Annotated in this window: 17 protein-coding genes; 12 read left to right on the top strand and 5 right to left on the bottom strand. The window is 67.6% G+C overall.

All coding sequences use genetic code 11. The features are described 5' to 3' along the window. Window positions 1-13: 13 nt before the first annotated feature. Both MHN80_RS04030 and MHN80_RS04025 read left to right on the top strand, forming a co-directional pair. Entirely contained in the window at window positions 14-1,186 is a 1,173-nt protein-coding gene (locus MHN80_RS04030; RefSeq protein ID WP_004020605.1) for an acyl-CoA dehydrogenase family protein, read from the top strand. Window positions 1,187-1,199: 13 nt separating this feature from the next. Further along, a complete protein-coding gene (locus MHN80_RS04025; RefSeq protein ID WP_239399685.1) occupies window positions 1,200-1,829 on the top strand; it encodes a TetR/AcrR family transcriptional regulator in 630 nt (209 codons plus the stop codon). Here the strand turns inward: MHN80_RS04025 and MHN80_RS04020 are convergent. From MHN80_RS04020 to MHN80_RS04010, 3 genes are all read right to left on the bottom strand, one after another. Then, window positions 1,826-2,449, bottom strand: coding sequence for a Pr6Pr family membrane protein (locus MHN80_RS04020; protein WP_004020603.1), 624 nt, complete (start codon window positions 2,447-2,449; stop codon window positions 1,826-1,828). The two genes, MHN80_RS04025 and MHN80_RS04020, sit on opposite strands and share 4 nt — an antisense overlap. 107 nt (window positions 2,450-2,556) lie before the next feature. After that, the gene (locus tag MHN80_RS04015) at window positions 2,557-3,675 is read right to left on the bottom strand and encodes an NDMA-dependent alcohol dehydrogenase (RefSeq protein WP_064571951.1); all 1,119 of its coding nucleotides are present in this window, start codon (window positions 3,673-3,675) and stop codon (window positions 2,557-2,559) included. Window positions 3,676-3,724: 49 nt separating this feature from the next. Beyond that, a complete protein-coding gene (locus MHN80_RS04010) occupies window positions 3,725-5,239 on the bottom strand; it encodes an aldehyde dehydrogenase family protein (RefSeq protein WP_004020601.1) in 1,515 nt (504 codons plus the stop codon). Window positions 5,240-5,440: 201 nt separating this feature from the next. Here MHN80_RS04010 and MHN80_RS04005 point away from each other — a divergent pair, with 201 nt between their 5' ends. After that, window positions 5,441-6,589, top strand: a complete 1,149-nt coding sequence (locus tag MHN80_RS04005; RefSeq protein ID WP_239399683.1) for an HPP family protein — start codon at window positions 5,441-5,443, stop codon at window positions 6,587-6,589. A gap of 9 nt (window positions 6,590-6,598) precedes the next feature. On the opposite strand, the gene MHN80_RS04000 is transcribed toward MHN80_RS04005, so the two are convergent. Beyond that, window positions 6,599-8,248, bottom strand: a complete 1,650-nt coding sequence (locus MHN80_RS04000) for a helix-turn-helix domain-containing protein (RefSeq protein WP_239399681.1) — start codon at window positions 8,246-8,248, stop codon at window positions 6,599-6,601. A gap of 75 nt (window positions 8,249-8,323) precedes the next feature. On the opposite strand from MHN80_RS04000, the gene MHN80_RS03995 reads away from it, so the two are divergent. The 6 genes from MHN80_RS03995 (at window position 8,324) to tuf (ending at window position 14,759) form a co-directional block, all read left to right on the top strand. Next, window positions 8,324-9,199 carry an exodeoxyribonuclease III gene (locus MHN80_RS03995; RefSeq protein WP_239399679.1) on the top strand — a complete coding sequence of 292 codons (876 nt, stop codon included), beginning with the start codon at window positions 8,324-8,326 and terminating at the stop codon, window positions 9,197-9,199. After that, window positions 9,196-9,969 carry a hypothetical protein gene (locus tag MHN80_RS03990; RefSeq protein ID WP_239399677.1) on the top strand — a complete coding sequence of 258 codons (774 nt, stop codon included), beginning with the start codon at window positions 9,196-9,198 and terminating at the stop codon, window positions 9,967-9,969. The genes MHN80_RS03995 and MHN80_RS03990 overlap by 4 nt, the downstream gene beginning before the upstream one ends. Window positions 9,970-10,418: 449 nt before the next feature. After that, complete coding sequence (gene rpsL, locus MHN80_RS03985; protein WP_004020596.1) at window positions 10,419-10,790, top strand: 30S ribosomal protein S12; 372 nt, start codon at window positions 10,419-10,421, stop codon at window positions 10,788-10,790. Between the two features lie 6 nt (window positions 10,791-10,796). Beyond that, the gene (rpsG, locus tag MHN80_RS03980) at window positions 10,797-11,267 is read left to right on the top strand and encodes a 30S ribosomal protein S7 (protein ID WP_004020595.1); all 471 of its coding nucleotides are present in this window, start codon (window positions 10,797-10,799) and stop codon (window positions 11,265-11,267) included. Between the two features lie 88 nt (window positions 11,268-11,355). After that, entirely contained in the window at window positions 11,356-13,461 is a 2,106-nt protein-coding gene (gene fusA / locus MHN80_RS03975; protein ID WP_004020594.1) for an elongation factor G, read from the top strand. A 107-nt stretch (window positions 13,462-13,568) separates the two neighbouring features. Next, a complete protein-coding gene (gene tuf, locus MHN80_RS03970; protein WP_004020593.1) occupies window positions 13,569-14,759 on the top strand; it encodes an elongation factor Tu in 1,191 nt (396 codons plus the stop codon). 97 nt (window positions 14,760-14,856) lie between these two features. Here the strand turns inward: tuf and MHN80_RS03965 are convergent, their stop codons facing one another. Next, window positions 14,857-15,732, bottom strand: a complete 876-nt coding sequence (locus MHN80_RS03965) for a CDP-diacylglycerol diphosphatase (protein WP_239399675.1) — start codon at window positions 15,730-15,732, stop codon at window positions 14,857-14,859. 224 nt (window positions 15,733-15,956) lie between these two features. Here MHN80_RS03965 and MHN80_RS03960 point away from each other — a divergent pair, with 224 nt between their 5' ends. From MHN80_RS03960 to MHN80_RS03950, 3 genes are all read left to right on the top strand, one after another. Beyond that, window positions 15,957-16,850: an SHOCT domain-containing protein gene (locus MHN80_RS03960; RefSeq protein WP_239399673.1), complete on the top strand. Its 894-nt coding sequence runs from the start codon at window positions 15,957-15,959 to the stop codon at window positions 16,848-16,850. Window positions 16,851-16,999: 149 nt separating this feature from the next. Continuing rightward, entirely contained in the window at window positions 17,000-17,971 is a 972-nt protein-coding gene (locus MHN80_RS03955; RefSeq protein WP_033204095.1) for an alpha/beta hydrolase family protein, read from the top strand. Window positions 17,972-18,050: 79 nt separating this feature from the next. Then, window positions 18,051-18,797, top strand: a complete 747-nt coding sequence (locus MHN80_RS03950; protein WP_239399671.1) for an alpha/beta fold hydrolase — start codon at window positions 18,051-18,053, stop codon at window positions 18,795-18,797. Window positions 18,798-18,861: the final 64 nt, after the last annotated feature.

Genomic DNA, 18,861 nt, shown 5'->3' with positions numbered 1-18,861 from the left:
AGGGAGTATCGAGATGACCGTGGACACCAACCCGTTCGTGGAGACCACCGAACGCGCCGAGTTGCGCGCGGCGGTCGCCGGACTGGCCGCGAAGTACGGACAGGAGTACTTCCGCGAATGCGCGCGCACCGGCCGCAAGACCGACGAACTGTGGTCCGAGGCGGGCAAGCTCGGCTTCATCGGGGTCAATCTCCCCGAGGAGTACGGCGGTGGCGGTGCCGGCATGTACGAACTCGCGATCGTGATGGAGGAGATCGCCGCGTCGGGCACCGGGCTGCTGATGCTCGTCGTCTCACCGGCCATCTGCGGCAACGTCATCGCCCGTTTCGGCACCGATGAGCAGAAACAGCGCTGGCTGCCGGGTCTCGCCGACGGGTCGATCACGATGGCGTTCGGCATCACCGAACCCGACGCCGGCTCCAATTCTCACCAGATCACCACGACGGCCCGCCGGGACGGTTCGGATTGGCTGCTCACCGGCCAGAAGGTCTACATCTCCGGCGTCGACCAGGCGCAGGCGGTGCTGATCGTCGCGCGCACCGAAGACGCCAAGACCGGCAATCTCAAGCCCGCGCTGTTCATCGTGCCCACTGATTCAGAGAACTTCTCGTACACCATGATCGACATGGAACTGCAGAATCCCGAGAAGCAGTTCCAGCTCTTCCTCGACGACGTGCGGTTGCCGGCCGATGCGCTCGTCGGCTCCGAGGACGCCGCCCTCAGTCAGCTGTTCGCAGGCCTCAACCCGGAACGGATCATGGCCGCGGCCTCGGCCGTCGGGATGGGCCGCTTCGCGCTCGACAAGGCGGTGTCGTACGTGAAGGAACGCACGGTGTGGAAGACGCCGATCGGTGCGCATCAGGCCATTGCGCATCCGCTCGCGCAGGGCAAGGTCGAGCTCGAGATGGCCAAGCTGATGATGCAGAAGGCCGCGACCCTGTACGACGCCGGCGACGACTGGGGCGCCGCGGAACCGGCCAACATGGCGAAGTACGCAGCCGCGGAGGCCTGCGTGAAGGTCGTCGACCAGGCCGTGCACTCGCTGGGCGGCAACGGTCTGACCACCGAGTACGGACTGGCCCCGATGCTGAGTCTCGCCCGGATCGCCCGGATCGCGCCGGTGAGCCGCGAGATGATCCTCAACTTCGTCGCGCAGACCAGCCTCGGGCTGCCGAAGTCCTACTGAGGTCCGGAGTCTGATGACCGCGTCGTCGGCGAATGCCCGTTCGCCGCAGCAGGAACGCTCGCGCCTGACCCGCGAGCGCCTGCTGCGGTCCACGGTCGACGCGCTGGCCGCAGACGGTTGGTCGGCCGCCACCGTGGCCGCGGTCGCCGAACGCGCCGGAGTGTCCCGCGGCGCTGCGCAACACCATTTCCCGACACGCGAGACCCTCATCACCGCCGCGCTCGAGCAGGTCTTCGAGGACATGACCCGTGCGACCGGCGGGGCGCCCGACGCCTCGTCGGAGCGAGCGGACGGGGTGACCCCGAGCCGGGTCATCCGCGCCGTCCAGCGGGCCGTGGACGTCTACACCGGCACCGAATTCAAAGCCGCCCTGCAGGTCTGGGCCGCCGCCGCGTCCGATCCCGCACTGCGCCGGCTCATCCTGCCCCTGGAGGCGAAGTTCGCCCGAGCGGCCCATCAGCGGACGATGGCCGCGATGGGGGTGTCCCCGGACGACGACACCGGCTTTCGACTCGTGCAGGCGACGCTCGACATGGCGCGCGGACTGGGCCTGGCGGACACGCTGTCCGACGACTCGGCCCGGCGAGCACTGGTCGTCGACACGTGGTCGGCGCAACTCGTCGCTGCGCTCGGGAGCGACTAGCCCGCGTCGGCCTCGTCGCGGTCGGGTCGCCGACCCCGGGTGCCCGCCCAGTACACACCGAACGACATGAACGCCATGCCGACGAACACGACGACAAGCGAGATCGTCATCGACAGGTAGCCCTGTCCACGTGGGTCGATGAACGGGTAGGGGTACCAGTCCACGATCGGGCCGCGGATCAGTGTGTAGACGCCGTACACGAGCGGGATCGCGAGCCAGGTCAGCCACGCGCGCTCCGGTAGTCGGCGGGCGCGGACCACGATCCAGTCCAGCAGCATCACGAGCGGGATGACGCGATGGAGTACGTCGTTGACCCAGGCGTAGGTGACGTCGACGTCGATTCCCTGCAGCAGTAGTGCGTAGACGATGCCGGTGATCACCATGCAGGTGGTGGCCGCCCCGCGAAGCCACTCCCACATCGGCGTGCTGGGCGCGAAGAGACCGCCGGCGAGCAGGACGAGCGCGGCGACTATGTTGCTCAGCACCGTGAAATAGCTGAAGAAGTTCGCGAGGGTGAATCCGGCGTCGCCGTGGCGCAGGGCGGCCTGGTACACCAGAGCGCTGACGCCCAGTGCGGCGAAGGCGATGCGGAGCAGGCGTATCCACCAGGTTGCGGTCACATCGATGATTCAAGCACTTCCGTCCCGCGACGACCGGACCTTCACCGGTCGAGGTGGGTGGCCGGTTCGCCCGAGGGAGACGGCACCTCGGGCGAACCGACCGGGTCTCACTCCGCGTGGATGATGACCCCGCGGATGTTCTTGCCGTCGCGCAGATCCTGGTATCCGTCGTTGACCTGGTCGAGGGTGTAGGTCTGCGTGACCAGTTCGTCGAGCTTGAGTTGCCCGGCGTCGTACAGGCGCAACAGTTTGACGATGTCGTACTGCGGGTTGGCCGAGCCGAACAGACTGCCCTTGATCGTCTTCTGGTTGAGGGTCAGATCGGTTCCGGAAACCTGCACGGTCAGCTTCGTCGGGTCGGCGAGACCGGTGATCACCACGGTGCCGCCCTTGCCGACCACGGCGGTCGCATTCGCCACCACCTCGGCGTCGACCGTGCCGACAAGGATGAGGGCCTGGTCGGCGCCCTGTCCCCAGGTCAGCTCGTTGACCTTCTCCGCGGCCTCGGCGGCGTCGGCGAAGGCATGTGTCGCACCGAATTTCAGCGCGGTGTCCCGCTTGAGCGCGACGGGGTCGACGACCACGACGTACTTGGCACCCGCCGAGACCGCACCCTGGACCGCGTTGATGCCCAGTCCGCCGATGCCGTAGATGACCACCGTGTCACCGGCGCGTACACCGCCCGCGTACACCGACGTGCCCCAGCCGGACGGAACGCCGCAACCGACGAGGACCGCCTTGTCGAGCGGCAACCACTCGTCGACCTTGACGACCGAGTGCTGCGAGATCGTCGCGCGTTCGGCGAAGGTGCCGAGCATGCACATGGCACCGAAATCGTCACCGCCGCCGTGGAATCGGAATGTGCCGTCGGGCATCGATCCCTCGAGGATGGTGGCGCCCATGTCGCAGAGGTTCTGCCGGCCGGTGGAGCAGTAGCGGCAGGTCCCGCAGTTCGGGATGAAGCTGCACACCACGTGGTCGCCCGGCTTGACCTTGGTGACCCCGGGGCCGACCGCCTCGATGATGCCCGAACCCTCGTGGCCGCCCACGATGGGATAGCGGGGCGGGAGGTCGCCGTCGGTGAGATGGAGATCGGAGTGGCACAGGCCGGCCGCGGTGTACTTGATCAGCACCTCGCCCTCGCGGGGCTCGTCGAGGTCGAGTTCGACGATCTCGAACGGCTTTCCGGGTCCGGTGAGGACGGCGGCCTTGGTGGTGAGTGACATGGGTGGTGCTCCTAACGTGTTACGGGAGTGCGGAAATGCGACGTGGGGGTCAGAGCGAGATGTTGACGGCCTTGGTCTGGGTGTAGAGCTCGATGGCCGACGAGCCGAGTTCGCGTCCCCAGCCCGACTGCTTGTAGCCGCCGAACGGCATGGCCGTGTCGAAGCCGTTGTACTGGTTCACCCACACCGAGCCGGCCTTGATCTGCCGAGCGGTCCGATGCGCCTTGGACAGGTCGGTGGTCCAGATGCCCGCTGCCAGACCGTAGATGGAGTCGTTGGCGGCGGCCGCGACACCGGTGTCCGCGTCGAAGGGCATGGCGGCGACGACGGGACCGAAGATCTCCTCCTGCACGATCGAGAAGCTCGGCTCGACGTCGACGAAGACGGTCGGTTCGATGAAGAATCCCTCATCGCCCCAACGCTTTCCACCGGTCAGTGCTCGTGCCCCGTCGGCGAGGCCGGCCGAGAGATATCCCGACACGCGATCGAACTGTTCCTGGCTGACCAGCGGACCCAGTTCGGTCGTCGGATCGAGGCCGGGGCCGATCTTGGCCTGGGACGCGGCCTCGGCGACGGCTGCGGTGAAGTCGTCGAAGATGGGCCGTTCGACGAACAGTCGTGTCCCGGCGACACAGCACTGGCCGTGGTTGAACATCCAGGCGGCCACCGACCCGGCCACCGCCTTCTCGAAGTCCGCGTCGGCGAACACGATGTTGGGGCTCTTGCCGCCGAGTTCCAGGGACACCTTCTTGAGGTTGCCCTTGGCGGCATCGACGATCTTCTTGCCGACCTCGGTCGAACCGGTGAAGGCGATCTTGTCGACGTCGTCGTGCGCGGCGAGCGCGGCTCCGGCCTCGCCGTAACCGGTGACGATGTTGACCACTCCCGGCGGGAAGCCGGCCTCTTGGAACACCTCGCCGAGGAGCAGGGCTGTCAGCGGGGTCTGCTCGGCCGGCTTGAGGATGACGGTGTTGCCGGCCGCCAGTGCGGGAGCCAGCTTGAACGCGGCCATCAGCAGCGGGAAGTTCCACGGCACGATCAGGCCGCACACGCCGACCGGCTCGCGCAGGGTGTACGCGTGGAATTCGCCGCCGGGCACGAACGGCATCGAGACGTCGACCGTGGACCCGGTGATCTTGGTGGCGAGGCCCGCGTTGTAGCGGAAGATGTCGGCGGACCAGTTGGTGTCGACCGCGGCGGCGATGGTGGCCGCCTTGCCGTTGTCGAGCGCCTCGAGCTGACCGAACTCCTCGGCGCGTTCGGTGAGGATGTCGCCGACCCGCCAGAGCAGGCGCTCGCGCTCATTGGGCTTCATCCGGGTCCAGGGACCGTCGTCGAAGGCCTGGCGCGCGGCGCGGACCGCGCGGTCGATGTCGGCCGCGTCGCCGTGCGCGACCGAGGTGATCGGGCGTGCCGTGGCGGGATCGATGGTCTCGAAGGTGCGCCCCGACGCCGACGACACCCAGTCACCGCCGATCAGCATCGGGCGGTCGGCGGAGATGAAGTCGCGAACACGCGGGTGCAGGGCGGTGTGCTGGGCGGTGTCGGGTGCGACGGCGGTCATGAGGCCTCCTGAGCGGGACGAAGTCGGCGGTTGGTCGAAGTGATCTGGGTCATATGCGACCTGACTTATTTCTCTCACCGTTCCGAGGTGCCGCCGTGTCCAGAAACTGAACACCTGGGCTGTACAGGGGCCCCGGCGGCCGGTATCGGTGCCGTCGCTACCGTGAGACGCCGACGAATCAGCGACCTCCGGAGGAGCAGAGTGAACGTGCGCCCAGCAGGCAGGGTCGGTGCAGCCCTGCGTGGCCTCGGTCCGGCGACCGGGGGTCTCTCGGTCCGTGAGGCGCTTCGGGCGGGGGCCGGCGCCGGGGTCGCGCTCGGACTCGTCGGCCTGGTGCTCGCCGCGTCTGAGGTGGACCTGCGGACCGGGCTCTTCCTGATCGCACCGTTCGGCGCGACCGCAGTGCTCGTCTTCGCCGCACCGAACAGTCCGCTGGCGCAGCCGTGGCCCGCGGTGGTGGGCAACACGGTGTCGGCGGCGGTGGGAGTGGCTGCGACACTTGTCGTTCCGCTGCCGGCGCTCCGGGTGGCGCTGGCGGTGGGGCTGTCCGTGGCACTGATGATCGGATGTCATGCGGTTCATCCGCCTGCCGGTGCGGTGGCGATGACGGCTGCGCTCAGTCCGGAGACGATCCAGTCGCTGGGCTTCCGTTTCGTCCTCGCGCCGGTCCTTGCCGGCACACTCCTGCTGGTCGTCCTCGCCGCCGGGTACGCACGGCTGACCGGGCGGCGTTATCCGTATCGCCGCTTCGACGCCGCGCCCCCACCGGCCGCCCGACTCGGTCTCGACGAAGACGAACTGACCGGGATCCTCGATCGGTACGAGCAGTCGCTCAACCTCGGTGTCGCCGACCTCGCACGCCTCATCGGGGCTGCGGAGCTCCAGGCCGCCGGGCATCGTGCGGGTCCGCTCGCCGCGACGGATGTGATGTCCCGAGACCTGGTGACGGTGGGCCCCGAGACCTCGCTGCGGGACGTCGCGGCCCTCTTCGACGAGTACGGCTTCACCTCGCTGCCGGTGATCTCGGGCGAGGGGACGTTCGTCGGGGTGGTGTTCCAGATCCATCTCGTGCGCCGGCTGATGCGTCCCGACGGGGTCGAGCTGCGCGCCGCGGATGTGATGTCGCCGGAACCGGCCGTCGCCTTCCCGGGAACGCCGGTCGGGGCCCTGCTGCCCCTGCTCGCGGAGAGCGGATGCGACGCGGTCCCGGTACTGGAGGGCCAGACCCTGGTCGGCATCGTGACCCGGACCGACCTCATCGCGGCGCTCGCTCGGCAGACGCTGCGGGACCCGCTGCCGCCCGGCGCCGTGCCTCCCAGTGCCGTGTCCCCCGGTGCCGTGCCGCAGTAGTCGGCCGGCTCAGATGTCCAGTGCGCGCATCCGCGAGTACAGCGTCGTCCGACTGATGCCGAGATCCTTCGCCGCGTGCACCTTGTTGCCCCTGGCCCGATCGAGCGCCTCGACGATCGCCGTGCGCTCGGCCTGTTCCCGGCCGGACAGGTGCGCGGCCCGGCTGGTCGTCCGGTAGGCGGGTGGCAGGTCGGACGGCTCGACGACGCGTGCGGCGCGAGCTCGGCACGACGCCGCCGCCTCCCGGAGCACGGAGTTGAGTTCGGTGAGGTTGCCGGGCCAGTCGTCGCACAGCAGCGCATCCGTCGCCAGCCCGGACAGCGAGAGCTCCGGATCGATGCCGGTCAAAGCGCTGCTCGCGATCGCGGCGAGCTCCGAGGTCCGATGACGCAGCGGGGCGAGATCGATCCTCGTGGCACACCGCGCCACGAGGGCGGCCACTCCCGGGCCGGCCTGGTCTCGAGGGCCGCCGACGACGATCAGCGGTGACTCCTGTGAGCTCGACACCGCCACGCGCCCGAGCAGCGCGACCGACTGTGCGTCGAGCAGGTCGACACCGTCGATGACCAGCGGTGCATTCATCGACCGGGCGCGGCCGACATACGCGGGGATGTCCGGACGGCGTCCGCTGATGATCTCGTCGGCCACGTCGACGATCACGGCCGACGGGGCGGCCTCCGCGGCGAGCGCGGCCGCGTGGGTGCTGCGTCCGGTGCCCGGCTCCCCGGTGATCGCGACGCTGGTGCGGGACGGGGCCGTCGGCGGCGCGGACCGCGTCGTGGGTGGATCGCTGACCGGCCGGAACCGGAACAGGGCGGCGCCGCAGGCGCCCGGCACGGGTTCGACCGCGATCTCCACCTCGGCGCCCGACACCAGGGTGAGCGGCAGCACCGTCGCGCGGAGCCCGGGATCGGTCGCGACGATCCGCAGGGCGCCGATGTCGGTGGGGGAGAGGAGTTCGGCGGCAAGGGCATTCGTGAGCTGGAGATCGTCGCCGATGGCGGCGACGGCCAGGTCGCGGCGCGGGGCGGCGCGCTGGAATGCGTCGAGGACGCATCGCTGATGCGCGCGGGAACGGTCGAGCAGACGGTCGGCGATGTCGGCGACGATGCCGTTGACGACGGGGATCGCGAGCGGGTTGATGCGATCGGCGATCTCGGACATGCAGATGATGCCGGCCAGCCTGCGGGTCGCCGGGTGGATGATCGGCTGTCCGAAGCAGCTGATCGACTTGAACTGTTCGAGGTAGTGCTCAGAGCTGTTGACGACGATCCCGCCCCGGGTCTCCGCCGGGGTGCCGAGGGCCGTGGTGCCGACGACGTCCTCGCCGAACGGCACGCCCGGCGACGCGCCGATCGCATCGAGCCTGCGCTCCACCGTCGTGCCGAACGCGACCCGTGTCACCATCCGGCACTCGTGGTCGACGAGAAGCAGCGAGACGTCGGTGTCGGCGAGGCGGGCGGCGGCGTCGTCGAGAACCGGACGTGCGGCATCGAGTAGCGGATCGGCGGCGGCGATGTCCTCGACCTGCGTCGGCGTCCGGTCCCCGGGGCGTACCCCCGACAGCGCCGACCGACGCCACGAGTGCTCGATGACGGCACGTCGGGGCGTGGAGTCGGAGGTGCGGTGCAGTGTGTCGATGTCACCAAAGTGACACACATCACCGTCGAAGGGAAGGTCGGGTCGCCGCTCGGCGCTCCCCGGTGCCCGATCGGGTCGTACTACCGTGGTCGCATGCGCGTGGCGACCTGGAATGTGAACTCGGTGAAGCAGCGCATCCCGCGCCTGCTGCCGTGGCTGGACGAACGCCGACCCGACGTCGTGTGTCTGCAGGAGACCAAACTCTCCGATGCCGCCTTCCACGAGTCGCTGGGCGCCGACCTCGCCGAGCGGGGTTACGAGATCGCGCACGCGGGGCAGGGGCAGTGGAACGGGGTGGCGCTGTTGTCGCGGGTCGGCCTCGACGACGTCCGCATCGGATTCGACGGCATGCCCGGCTACCCCGACCCGTCGACCCTGGAGGCGCGGGCGGTGTCGGCGGTGTGCGGGGGGCTCCGTATCCACTCGCTGTACGTACCCAACGGGCGGTCTCCGGACTCGGACCATTACGGCTACAAACTCGAGTGGCTGGCGGCGCTCGCCCGCGCGATCGACGACCCGGCCACGACGCTTCTGTGCGGCGACATGAACATCGCGCCGGCCGACACCGATGTGTTCGACCCCGACGCGTATGTCGGACACACGCACGTCACCCCGGCGGAACGGGCCGCGCTGGCGACCTTCGCGTCGATGGGCCTGCGCGACGTGGTACGCGACCGCTGGCCCGACGACCGCGTCTTCAGCTACTGGGACTACCGCGCCGGCATGTTCCACAAGGACCTGGGCATGCGGATCGACCTGATCCTGGCCGGTGCGTCGGCAGCGGAGCGGGTGGCCGCTGCCTGGATCGACCGCAAAGCGCGCAAGGGCAGCAAACCCAGCGATCATGCGCCGGTCGTCGTCGATCTCGACGACGCTCCCGACGGAGACATCGGACCGGTGGTCCCGCCGCCGTCGAACCCGGCGAAACCCGGTGCGGCGAAGGTGAAGCTGCCGCAGACACCGGAGTGAGCACCCGATCGGCGACTGCTCCGCTCCTGCGGGGGCCGGTCATCGCGGCCGCCCGGGCGTCCGGACGTCTGCTCGGCACGATGTTGTCCGTCGCGCGACGGTGCGGTGCCGGGCGGCTGGGCGACACTCCCGCGGCCACCGCCGGTGTGCTCGTCGCGGTGCATCTGTCGGCGGTGACGATGTGGTTCGGTCCGCTGGGGATCGGTGCCGCGCTGGGTGCGGGCGTGGTGGCGTCGCGCATCGTGCGACGTCGCGTCCGGTACCGAGGCCTGACCGAGGCCGAACGCCGCATTGCCGAGGAGGTGTTCGGATCGGCGCCCTGGCTCCACGCCGTGGTCCTCACCGACCTGGCCGGGCGCGGTGGGCGTGCGTTCACGCTGCCCGCGGTCGACGGACGCATCCTCTGCAATCTCGGGTCGGCCTTCGACGCCGTCCTCGGTGAGGGGGCCGGGGCATATCGGGCGCCGGGGCAACTGCTGATCCACGAACTGGTGCACGCCTGGCAGATCACGACCGCCCGGTCGGCGGCGGAGTTCCTCGCCGATGCGCTCGCCGACCAGGCCCGGTACGAACTCGGTGAGGACGTCTACGGCCTGCGCGACGCCGGTGACACTCACCGGACGTTGCGTCGGGGTGACGTGGAACGCCAGGCCACGATCGTCGACCGGTGGTTCGGTGGCCAGTCCTCGCCGACGCACCGACCGCGCGATCCCGACAGCCGGTCCGTGGCGGTGATCGAGCAGCTCAGGAGTTCCGGGCGACCTGCATGACCCGGCCGAGTGCCGGCCCCCGGAGCCCTCGACGCCCGCGGTTTCGCGGTGTACAAGTGGGAGAGGTACGCCGAGTACGAGCGTCAGCCGGAGCCGATCGCGCACGACCCGTTCACCTGCTGGTTGCGCGGAGGATCCGTTTTTTGACCTGTGTAAACCCGATCGGTAGAGTGGATCGTCGGTGCCCGGCCCATGCTGGGCCAGTCCGCATGCCTGCCCAACGGCTCTCGAGTCGCCCGGTGATCCGGGTAGGCCGGCAGAGGGACTGACAGGCGAATCCGCTGTCGAGTGTATGACACGCCCGACCTCGGGGTAGCGAAAATGTACTGACCAGCGCACACGTGCTGGTGGGGCGAGTTGTGGAAGCCGCGAAAGCAGGTCTGCGAGCCAGTTTTCGAGCTTGCCCGGAGCACCAACCACAACCGATGACAAAGAGGAACGAACACCTAGTGCCAACCATCAATCAGCTGGTCCGCAAGGGCCGTCACGACAAGGCTGCCAAGACCAAGACCGCGGCCCTCAAGGGAAGCCCGCAGCGTCGTGGCGTGTGCACCCGCGTCTACACCACCACCCCCAAGAAGCCGAACTCGGCGCTGCGCAAGGTCGCTCGTGTGCGTCTGACCAGCTCGGTCGAGGTCACCGCCTACATCCCCGGCGAAGGCCACAACCTGCAGGAGCACTCGATGGTGCTCGTCCGCGGCGGTCGTGTGAAGGACCTCCCGGGTGTGCGCTACAAGATCATCCGCGGCTCGCTCGACACCCAGGGTGTCAAGGACCGCAAGCAGGCTCGCAGCCGCTACGGCGCCAAGAAGGGGAACTGATAAGTCATGCCACGTAAAGGACCCGCGCCCAAGCGCCCCCTCATCAACGACCCGGTCTACGGTTCGCCCCTGGTGACCCAGCTGGTCAACAAGATCCTGCTGGACGGCAAGAAGTCGACTGCCGAGCGCATCGTCTACGGCGCCCTCGAGCAGGCTCGCGACAAGACCGGCACCGATCCGGTCGTCACCCTCAAGCGCGCCCTCGACAACGTCAAGCCCACCCTCGAGGTGAAGAGCCGCCGCGTCGGTGGTGCCACCTACCAGGTGCCGATCGAGGTCAAGCCGAACCGCGCCAACACCCTCGCACTCCGCTGGCTCGTCAGCTTCAGCCGGCAGCGTCGCGAGAAGACCATGGTCGAGCGTCTCGCCAACGAGCTGCTGGACGCGTCCAACGGTCTCGGTGCTTCGGTGAAGCGCCGCGAGGACACCCACAAGATGGCCGAGGCCAACCGGGCGTTCGCGCACTACCGCTGGTGATACCAACCGTCCGCGGCGTCGAGACCACGACGCCGCGGACGGTCCCACCCCAGACCCAACAGCTCTAGCGAAAATGCGAGGCGATTAAGTGGCACAGGAAGTGCTCAGCGACCTGAACAAGGTGCGCAACATCGGCATCATGGCCCACATCGATGCCGGCAAGACCACCGCCACCGAGCGAATCCTCTTCTACACCGGTGTGAACTACAAGATCGGTGAAACCCATGACGGTGCCTCGACCACCGACTGGATGGAGCAGGAGAAGGAGCGGGGGATCACCATCACCTCCGCGGCGGTGACGTGCTTCTGGAACAAGAACCAGATCAACATCATCGACACCCCCGGTCACGTGGACTTCACCGTCGAGGTGGAGCGCAGCCTCCGCGTCCTCGACGGCGCGGTCGCCGTGTTCGACGGCAAGGAAGGCGTCGAGCCGCAGTCCGAGCAGGTCTGGCGTCAGGCGGAGAAGTACGACGTCCCGCGTATCTGCTTCGTCAACAAGATGGACAAGCTCGGTGCGGACTTCTTCTTCACCGTGCGCACCATCGAGGAGCGCCTCGGCGCCAAGCCGCTGGTCCTGCAGCTGCCGATCGGTGCCGAGGACAACTTCGACGGCGTCGTCGACCTCATCGAGCAGAAGGCCATCACCTGGCGCGGAACCGTCGAGATCGGTGCCGAGCCGACCATCGAGGAGATCCCCGCCGACCTGGCCGACCAGGCAGCGGAGTACCGCGAGAAGCTGCTCGAGACGGTCGCCGAGACCGACGAGGCGCTGCTCGAGAAGTACTTCGGCGGCGAAGAGCTGACCATCGAGGAGATCAAGGGCGCGATCCGCAAGCTCACGATCGCGCGCGAGTTCTACCCGGTGATCTGTGGCTCGGCGTTCAAGAACAAGGGCGTCCAGCCCATGCTCGACGCCATCATCGCCTACCTGCCGTCCCCGCTGGACGTCCCCTCGGTCGAGGGTCACGCCGTGGGCGACGAGGAGGAGATCCTCTCGCGCAAGCCGTCCGCCGACGAGCCGTTCTCGGCTCTGGCGTTCAAGATCGCGGCTCACCCGTTCTTCGGCAAGCTGACCTTCGTGCGTGTCTACTCGGGCCACATCACGGCGGGCACCCAGGTGCTCAACGCGACCAAGGGCAAGAAAGAACGCATCGGCAAGCTCTTCCAGATGCACGCCAACAAGGAAATGCCGGTCGAGGACGCCACCGCGGGTCACATCTACGCGATGATCGGTCTCAAGGACACCACCACCGGTGACACCCTGTGCGATTCGGCCGCGCCGATCGTGCTCGAGTCCATGAGCTTCCCGGACCCGGTCATCAACGTCTCGATCGAGCCGAAGACCAAGTCCGACCAGGAGAAGCTGGGCACCGCGATCCAGAAGCTCGCCGAAGAGGACCCGACCTTCTCGGTGAAGCTCGACGAGGAGACCGGCCAGACCGTCATCGGCGGCATGGGCGAGCTCCACCTCGACATCCTGGTCGACCGCATGAAGCGCGAGTTCAAGGTCGAGGCCAACGTCGGCAAGCCGCAGGTCGCCTACCGCGAGACCATCCGCAAGACGGTCGAGAAGCACGAGTTCACCCACAAGAAGCAGACCGGTGGATCGGGCCAGTTCGCGAAGGTCATCATCAAGCTCGAGCCCCTGGTGGACGCCGAGGACGGTGCGACCTACGAGTTCGCCAACGCCGTCACCGGTGGTCGCGTCCCGCGTGAGTACATCCCGTCGGTGGACGCCGGTGCCCAGGACGCCATGCAGTACGGTGTCCTCGCCGGATACCCGCTGGTGAACCTGAAGGTCACCCTGCTCGACGGTCAGTACCACGACGTCGACTCCTCGGAGATGGCGTTCAAGATCGCCGGCTCGCAGGCCCTGAAGGAAGCTGCGCGGATGGCCAGTCCGGTCATCCTCGAGCCCATCATGGCCGTCGAGGTCACGACTCCCGAGGACTACATGGGTGACGTGATCGGCGACCTGAACTCCCGCCGTGGCCAGATCCAGGCCATGGAGGAGCGCAGTGGTGCGCGTGTCGTCAAGGCACAGGTGCCGCTGTCGGAGATGTTCGGCTACATCGGAGACCTCCGGTCGAAGACCCAGGGCCGGGCAAACTACTCCATGGTGTTCGACTCGTACGCGGAGGTTCCCGCGAACGTGTCGAAGGAAATCATCGCGAAGGCCACCGGCGAGTAAATCCGGTCCTAGCGACATGCGCCGACCCGTTCTGCGCACCAACGTAAGAAGAAAACCCCTGCTGGGATCCGCCCAGTAGAGCAACAACAGTCCAGGAGGACAATCAAGTGGCGAAGGCGAAGTTCGAGCGGACCAAGCCGCACGTGAACATCGGCACCATCGGTCACGTCGACCACGGCAAGACCACCCTGACGGCTGCCATCACCAAGGTGCTGCACGACAAGTACCCGGACCTCAACAAGAGCTTCGCGTTCGATCAGATCGACAAGGCTCCTGAAGAAAAAGCCCGTGGTATCACGATCAACATCTCGCACGTCGAGTACGAGACCGAGAAGCGTCACTACGCCCACGTGGACGCCCCCGGTCACGCCGACTACATCAAGAACATGATCACCGGTGCGGCTCAGATGGACGGCGCGATCCTCGTGGTCGCCGCCACCGACGGCCCGATGCCGCAGACCCGCGAGCACGTGCTGCTGGCCCGCCAGGTCGGTGTGCCCTACATCCTGGTCGCCCTGAACAAGGCCGACATGGTCGACGACGACGAGATCATCGAGCTCGTCGAGATGGAGGTCCGCGAACTGCTGGCCGCCCAGGAGTTCGACGAGGAAGCTCCCGTCGTCAAGGTCTCGGCTCTCAAGGCCCTCGAGGGTGACCCCGAGTGGACCAAGTCGGTCGAAGAGCTCATGGCTGCCGTCGACGAGTCGATCCCGGACCCGGTCCGTGAGACCGAGAAGCCGTTCCTCATGCCCGTCGAGGACGTCTTCACGATCACCGGCCGCGGCACCGTGGTCACCGGTCGTGTGGAGCGCGGCGAGGTCAACGTGAACGAGGAAGTCGAGATCGTCGGCATCCGCGAGAAGAGCACCAAGACCACCGTCACCGGTATCGAGATGTTCCACAAGCTCCTCGATTCCGCACAGGCAGGCGACAACGCCGGTCTGCTGCTCCGCGGTCTCAAGCGTGAGGACGTCGAGCGCGGTCAGGTCATCGTGAAGCCGGGCACCACGACCCCGCACACCGAGTTCGAGGGCCAGGCATACATCCTGTCCAAGGACGAGGGCGGCCGTCACACCCCGTTCTTCAACAACTACCGTCCGCAGTTCTACTTCCGTACCACGGACGTGACCGGCGTCGTGACCCTCCCCGAGGGCACCGAGATGGTCATGCCGGGCGACAACACCGAGATGAGCGTCAAGCTCATCCAGCCGGTCGCCATGGACGAGGGCCTGCGTTTCGCCATCCGCGAGGGTGGCCGCACCGTCGGTGCGGGTCGAGTCACCAAGATCACCAAGTGATCTCGTTCTGACTCACTGACTCTCTGAGTCGAAGGCGCCCGGTCACGAAAGTGACCGGGCGCCTTTGTCGTTGATTCCTTCCGACGCGGGTCGGCTCCTACTTGTGGACCCAGGCGTAGATCTGGTCCATCGACCCGGTACCCGTGTCTTTGCCTCCGCCGAGAGTCGGAGCGCTGGCCAGCACGAAGTAGGTGTTGGGCTGGCCGGCATCGACGACGCCGATCGAGTACGTCCCGATGTCCTGCCCGGCCGTCAGCTGACTGCGCAGGACCTTGAACAGATCGGGGAGCGCACCGGTGTACTTCACGACATGAAAGTGCCGCTCGACGTCCCCTGCCGTCTTTTTCGGGTCGATGTGCAGCTTGACGTCGGTCTTCGTCCAGCCGTACAGGCTGGTCTCGGGGTGCGACATGGCCTTGAGGTCGCGCAGGGTGTCGGGGTGCACCTGGGCCATATGGATGTGCAGTTGGTCTTGGCCCCGTTTTTGGACCGAGTTCACCCCGATGGCAAGGGGTTTGGCAGGATCTTTGGCGACGAGCATGCCGCCCTGCCACCACGCGGCGCTCCACAGATTCAACTGCGAGCCGTCCCACAGGTAGGGACATTCGATGCCCCGTATGCGGTTGGTGGGCACGACCAAGAAGTCGTCGTTGACTCCCTGGCTGTCCCCGCCGCGACGAACCGCGTAGAACTTCGGCTTCTTCTTGTTCGGTTGGACCTGTGCCGCGGGTTGGACGACTTCGCGGTTGTCGCCGGGCTTCTTCGGCGTCGTGCCCTTCACCTTCCCCCAGAGCCACAGCCGGTCGTCGGTCTTCGGGTTGTCGGTGCTCTGGCCGCAGAGCTTCTGGGTCGGCGTCGGTGGTGCGGCCGAGGCGACCCCGCCTCCACTCAAGGCGGTGCTCGCGACGATGGCGGCGGTGACGGCCATCGTCGGGAGGAGCCGGGTGAACCGATGCGAACGGGTGTCGTCCATGGGGAACCTCTCGGTGGTGAGCCCACAGCGTGCTCATCTAGTCGCCGAGTGTGCCACCGAACCTCTGGTCCGTGGCGCGAACTCGCAGATCAGGCATGGTTTGCTCGGCTAAGGGGCTGCGATTCCGGCACCCGTCACATCGCGCGCGGGTGCGTGTCGTTCCAAGGCGATACCCGGCGGCCGTCCGGCTTCCCCCTCGTGGTGTCCGCGATTAGAGTTCGCGCATGACCATGTTCGGAGAGTCGGGGACCGGGCCTCGTGTTCCTGCCCATGTGTGGAGTGCGGTGGGCACTTTCGCGTTCGTGATGCTGTGCGGGATCGTCGGGCCGATCTTCCTCGTCGCCTACTTCGTGATCGACGCGCCCGACACCGAGTGGATGCTGTGGACCGGGATCGGCGTCACGGTTCTCGATGTCCTTCTCGGCGTGGGAATTGCGTGGTTCAACTACCGGGGCGGCGCCAAGCTGGAACGCCTGCGCGCGGCCGGGGTGATGGGCGTCGCCGAGATCACCTCGATCGGTCAGACGGGCGTGGAGATCAACGACCAGCCGATGATGAAGCTGGGTCTCCGGATACGAGCCGCCGGGCTGGCGACCTTCGAGGTCTCGACCCGTAAGGTCGTGCCGTACTACCAGCAACCGCTGCTCTCGGCCCGACGCCTGGCGGTGATGGTCGACCCCGAGACCCAGGACTTCGAGATCGACTGGCAGGCAACGGCATTGCTCGCCGGTTCGGTGCCCGCGCGGTTTACCTCCGAGGAAGACGGGCGGACTTACGATCTCACCGGCCAGGCGGAACCGCTGGGGGAGATCCTGCAGATCCTCGGACGGCACGGGGTGGCCGGCAGCGGAGTGATCGATCTGCGTTCGAATCCCGAGGCGCGCGCGGAGGTGATGGATGTCGTCCGCGGCTGGGCCGGCGTCCGGGCCGACGCGACCGGGCCGTCCCGGGGCGACTCACCGTCGTTCGAGAAGTCCGGCGATGGCTCGGGTCGGACGGCGGACACCGGCCGATCGCCGGCCGAGCGTCTCGCCGCCCTCGATGATCTGCGTCGGACCAGGACGATCTCGGAGGGGGAATACGCGCGGGCGCGTCAGCGCATCGTCGACGACCTGTGAAGTCGCGAATCGATGTGGTGATGCTGCATCAGCTGTCACATCAGCAACTTCGGTCACTATAGTCACTGTGATCACCGGTCGGTATCGATGTCGATGCCCTGTGGTCACAGGTGTGGCATCGCTGTCCGCCGTCGAATTACTGTTCGTCGGTGCAGTTCTCACTCCGGCCTCGTCGTCTCGCGCGCAGACGACGAGTGCTTGCTCTCGCTCTCACGCTCCTCGCCGTGGTCGGCGTCGTCACCATCGGTTCGGGCAATGCGTCCGCCGCTGCGACATACGGCAGGTTCTCCGTGTCCGGTTGCGGTATGCCGAGCACCCCGGTGGACACGTGGACCCGCTGGGGCAACTACAAGACCGTCATCGCGCTCGACGGCCTCCGCGCGACGAGTGACATCAGCGGGTGGCGTCGGGACACGCGTGTCCAGCGCATCGCCGACTCCGGTGTCAACGTGGTCCAGCCCGTCGGGGGTCTCGCGAGTTTCTACACCGATTGGGAAGCGGCGAGCCCGGCCAACAAGATCGGCTACCGCTACCGGTGGACGTGTCGGCTGGACACGATCGTGCGCGAACTCGACGCACGCGGTCTCGCCGTCGGCCCGCTGGGCAAGTACGCACTCATGGGTATCTCCATGGGCGGCAACGCCGCGATGGTCTACGGCGCGTACCACCGTCAGCGTGTCTCGCATGTCTTCTCGATGTCCGGCTACCTGAACCTGTCCGCACCGACCATGCGCGAGGCCGTCCGGCTCGCACTGATCGACGCCGGAATCGGCGCGGGCGTGGGCCCGTTCAGCGCCGACGCGATGTGGGGTCCGCCGTGGAGCGACCGCTGGACGCGTAACGATGCACTCGTCCAGCTGCCCCGCATGCGCGGGATGAAGATCCGCATCGGTTCGGGATCGGCGACGTGGGGTCCGCACAATGCCGACGCCGTCGCCTCGGTGAAGGGCACGCCGCTGGAGGTCGTGTCGCTGGCACAGACCCGGTCGTTCGAGGTCGCGGCCGCGCTGCAGGGGATCCCGATCACGACGGACTTCCCGTCGGTGGGCACCCACACCTGGGGGTACTGGGAGGACATGGTGTGGCGCGCCAAGAAGAGCGGCTGGTTCCGCGACCGGTGAGAAGCGAACGGACAGGAGCGCGAACCGTCGTGTGGACTGTGCCGGCCACCGCATTCCCGGCGCTCGTAAGCTGACTGTCATGCGTGTTCTGCGCCGAGCCGGCGACCCCGATCTCGCGGTCCGGGTGGCGGGCGAGACCGATCGTGGGGTGCCCGTCGTCCTCGTGCACGGAATGGCGTCGGATCATTCGACCTGGCGTCCACTCGCGGCCGCACTCCGCGCCCGGGGGCGGGCGGTGATCAGTGTGGACCTCCGTGGGCACGGACGCAGCGGCCGAGCTCGAGATGTACACCGGCTCGACGACTTCCGCGACGATCTGGCCTACGTCCTCGACACCCTCGGCGTCGCGGTCGCCGACGTGGTCGGCCACTCGCTCGGCGCCCACACCGCATTGCGGTTCGCGATGCTCGAGCCGTCCCGGATTCGGCGTCTGGTCCTCGAGGAGGTCCCGCCGATGCCCCGCGACGAGGCCGACCTCTCCGAGGGCATCGCCATGCGCGCCACCCTGGGTGAACAGATCCGTGGGCTGATCGCGCTGGTGCGCAACCCCTTTCCGGTCATCCGGTTCGACGGCCGGATGGGCGACCAGATCGTCGCCGAGTTCGACGTCTGTGCACCGCACTGGTGGTCGGAGCTGCCGGACGTGCAGGCCGCGTCACTGGTCATCTCCGGTGGCGAGAAGAGCTTCTTGCCCCCGCACCATCTGCGGACCCTCAGTGACACCCTGCCCGACTCACGGTTCGTGACCATCGAGGCGGGGCACAGTGTCCACCGTGACCGGGCGGCGGAGTTCGTCAGCCAGGTCGACGGATTTCTGGGGCACTGACGCGACTATGGGAGGCCGCCGGGCGACCTCGGGACCAAAGGCAGCTCCGGCACACTGTGGCAAT

Source organism: Gordonia sp. McavH-238-E, assembly GCF_022348225.1.
GTDB lineage: Bacteria > Actinomycetota > Actinomycetes > Mycobacteriales > Mycobacteriaceae > Gordonia > Gordonia terrae.
The sequence above is the reverse complement of the archived record's forward strand: the minus strand, read 5'-3'. Positions and strand labels throughout refer to the sequence as shown.

What these genes read in the sequence shown, in the direction of transcription:
- MHN80_RS04030 (WP_004020605.1), top strand. Translation starts at nt 14, where the DNA reads ATGACCGTGGACACCAACCCGTTCGTGGAGACCACCGAACGCGCCGAG.
- MHN80_RS04025 (WP_239399685.1), top strand. Translation starts at nt 1,200, where the DNA reads ATGACCGCGTCGTCGGCGAATGCCCGTTCGCCGCAGCAGGAACGCTCG.
- MHN80_RS04015 (WP_064571951.1), bottom strand. Translation starts at nt 3,675, where the DNA reads ATGTCACTCACCACCAAGGCCGCCGTCCTCACCGGACCCGGAAAGCCG.
- MHN80_RS04010 (WP_004020601.1), bottom strand. Translation starts at nt 5,239, where the DNA reads ATGACCGCCGTCGCACCCGACACCGCCCAGCACACCGCCCTGCACCCG.
- MHN80_RS03995 (WP_239399679.1), top strand. Translation starts at nt 8,324, where the DNA reads ATGCGCGTGGCGACCTGGAATGTGAACTCGGTGAAGCAGCGCATCCCG.
- rpsG (WP_004020595.1), top strand. Translation starts at nt 10,797, where the DNA reads ATGCCACGTAAAGGACCCGCGCCCAAGCGCCCCCTCATCAACGACCCG.
- MHN80_RS03965 (WP_239399675.1), bottom strand. Translation starts at nt 15,732, where the DNA reads ATGGACGACACCCGTTCGCATCGGTTCACCCGGCTCCTCCCGACGATG.
- MHN80_RS03960 (WP_239399673.1), top strand. Translation starts at nt 15,957, where the DNA reads ATGACCATGTTCGGAGAGTCGGGGACCGGGCCTCGTGTTCCTGCCCAT.
- MHN80_RS03950 (WP_239399671.1), top strand. Translation starts at nt 18,051, where the DNA reads ATGCGTGTTCTGCGCCGAGCCGGCGACCCCGATCTCGCGGTCCGGGTG.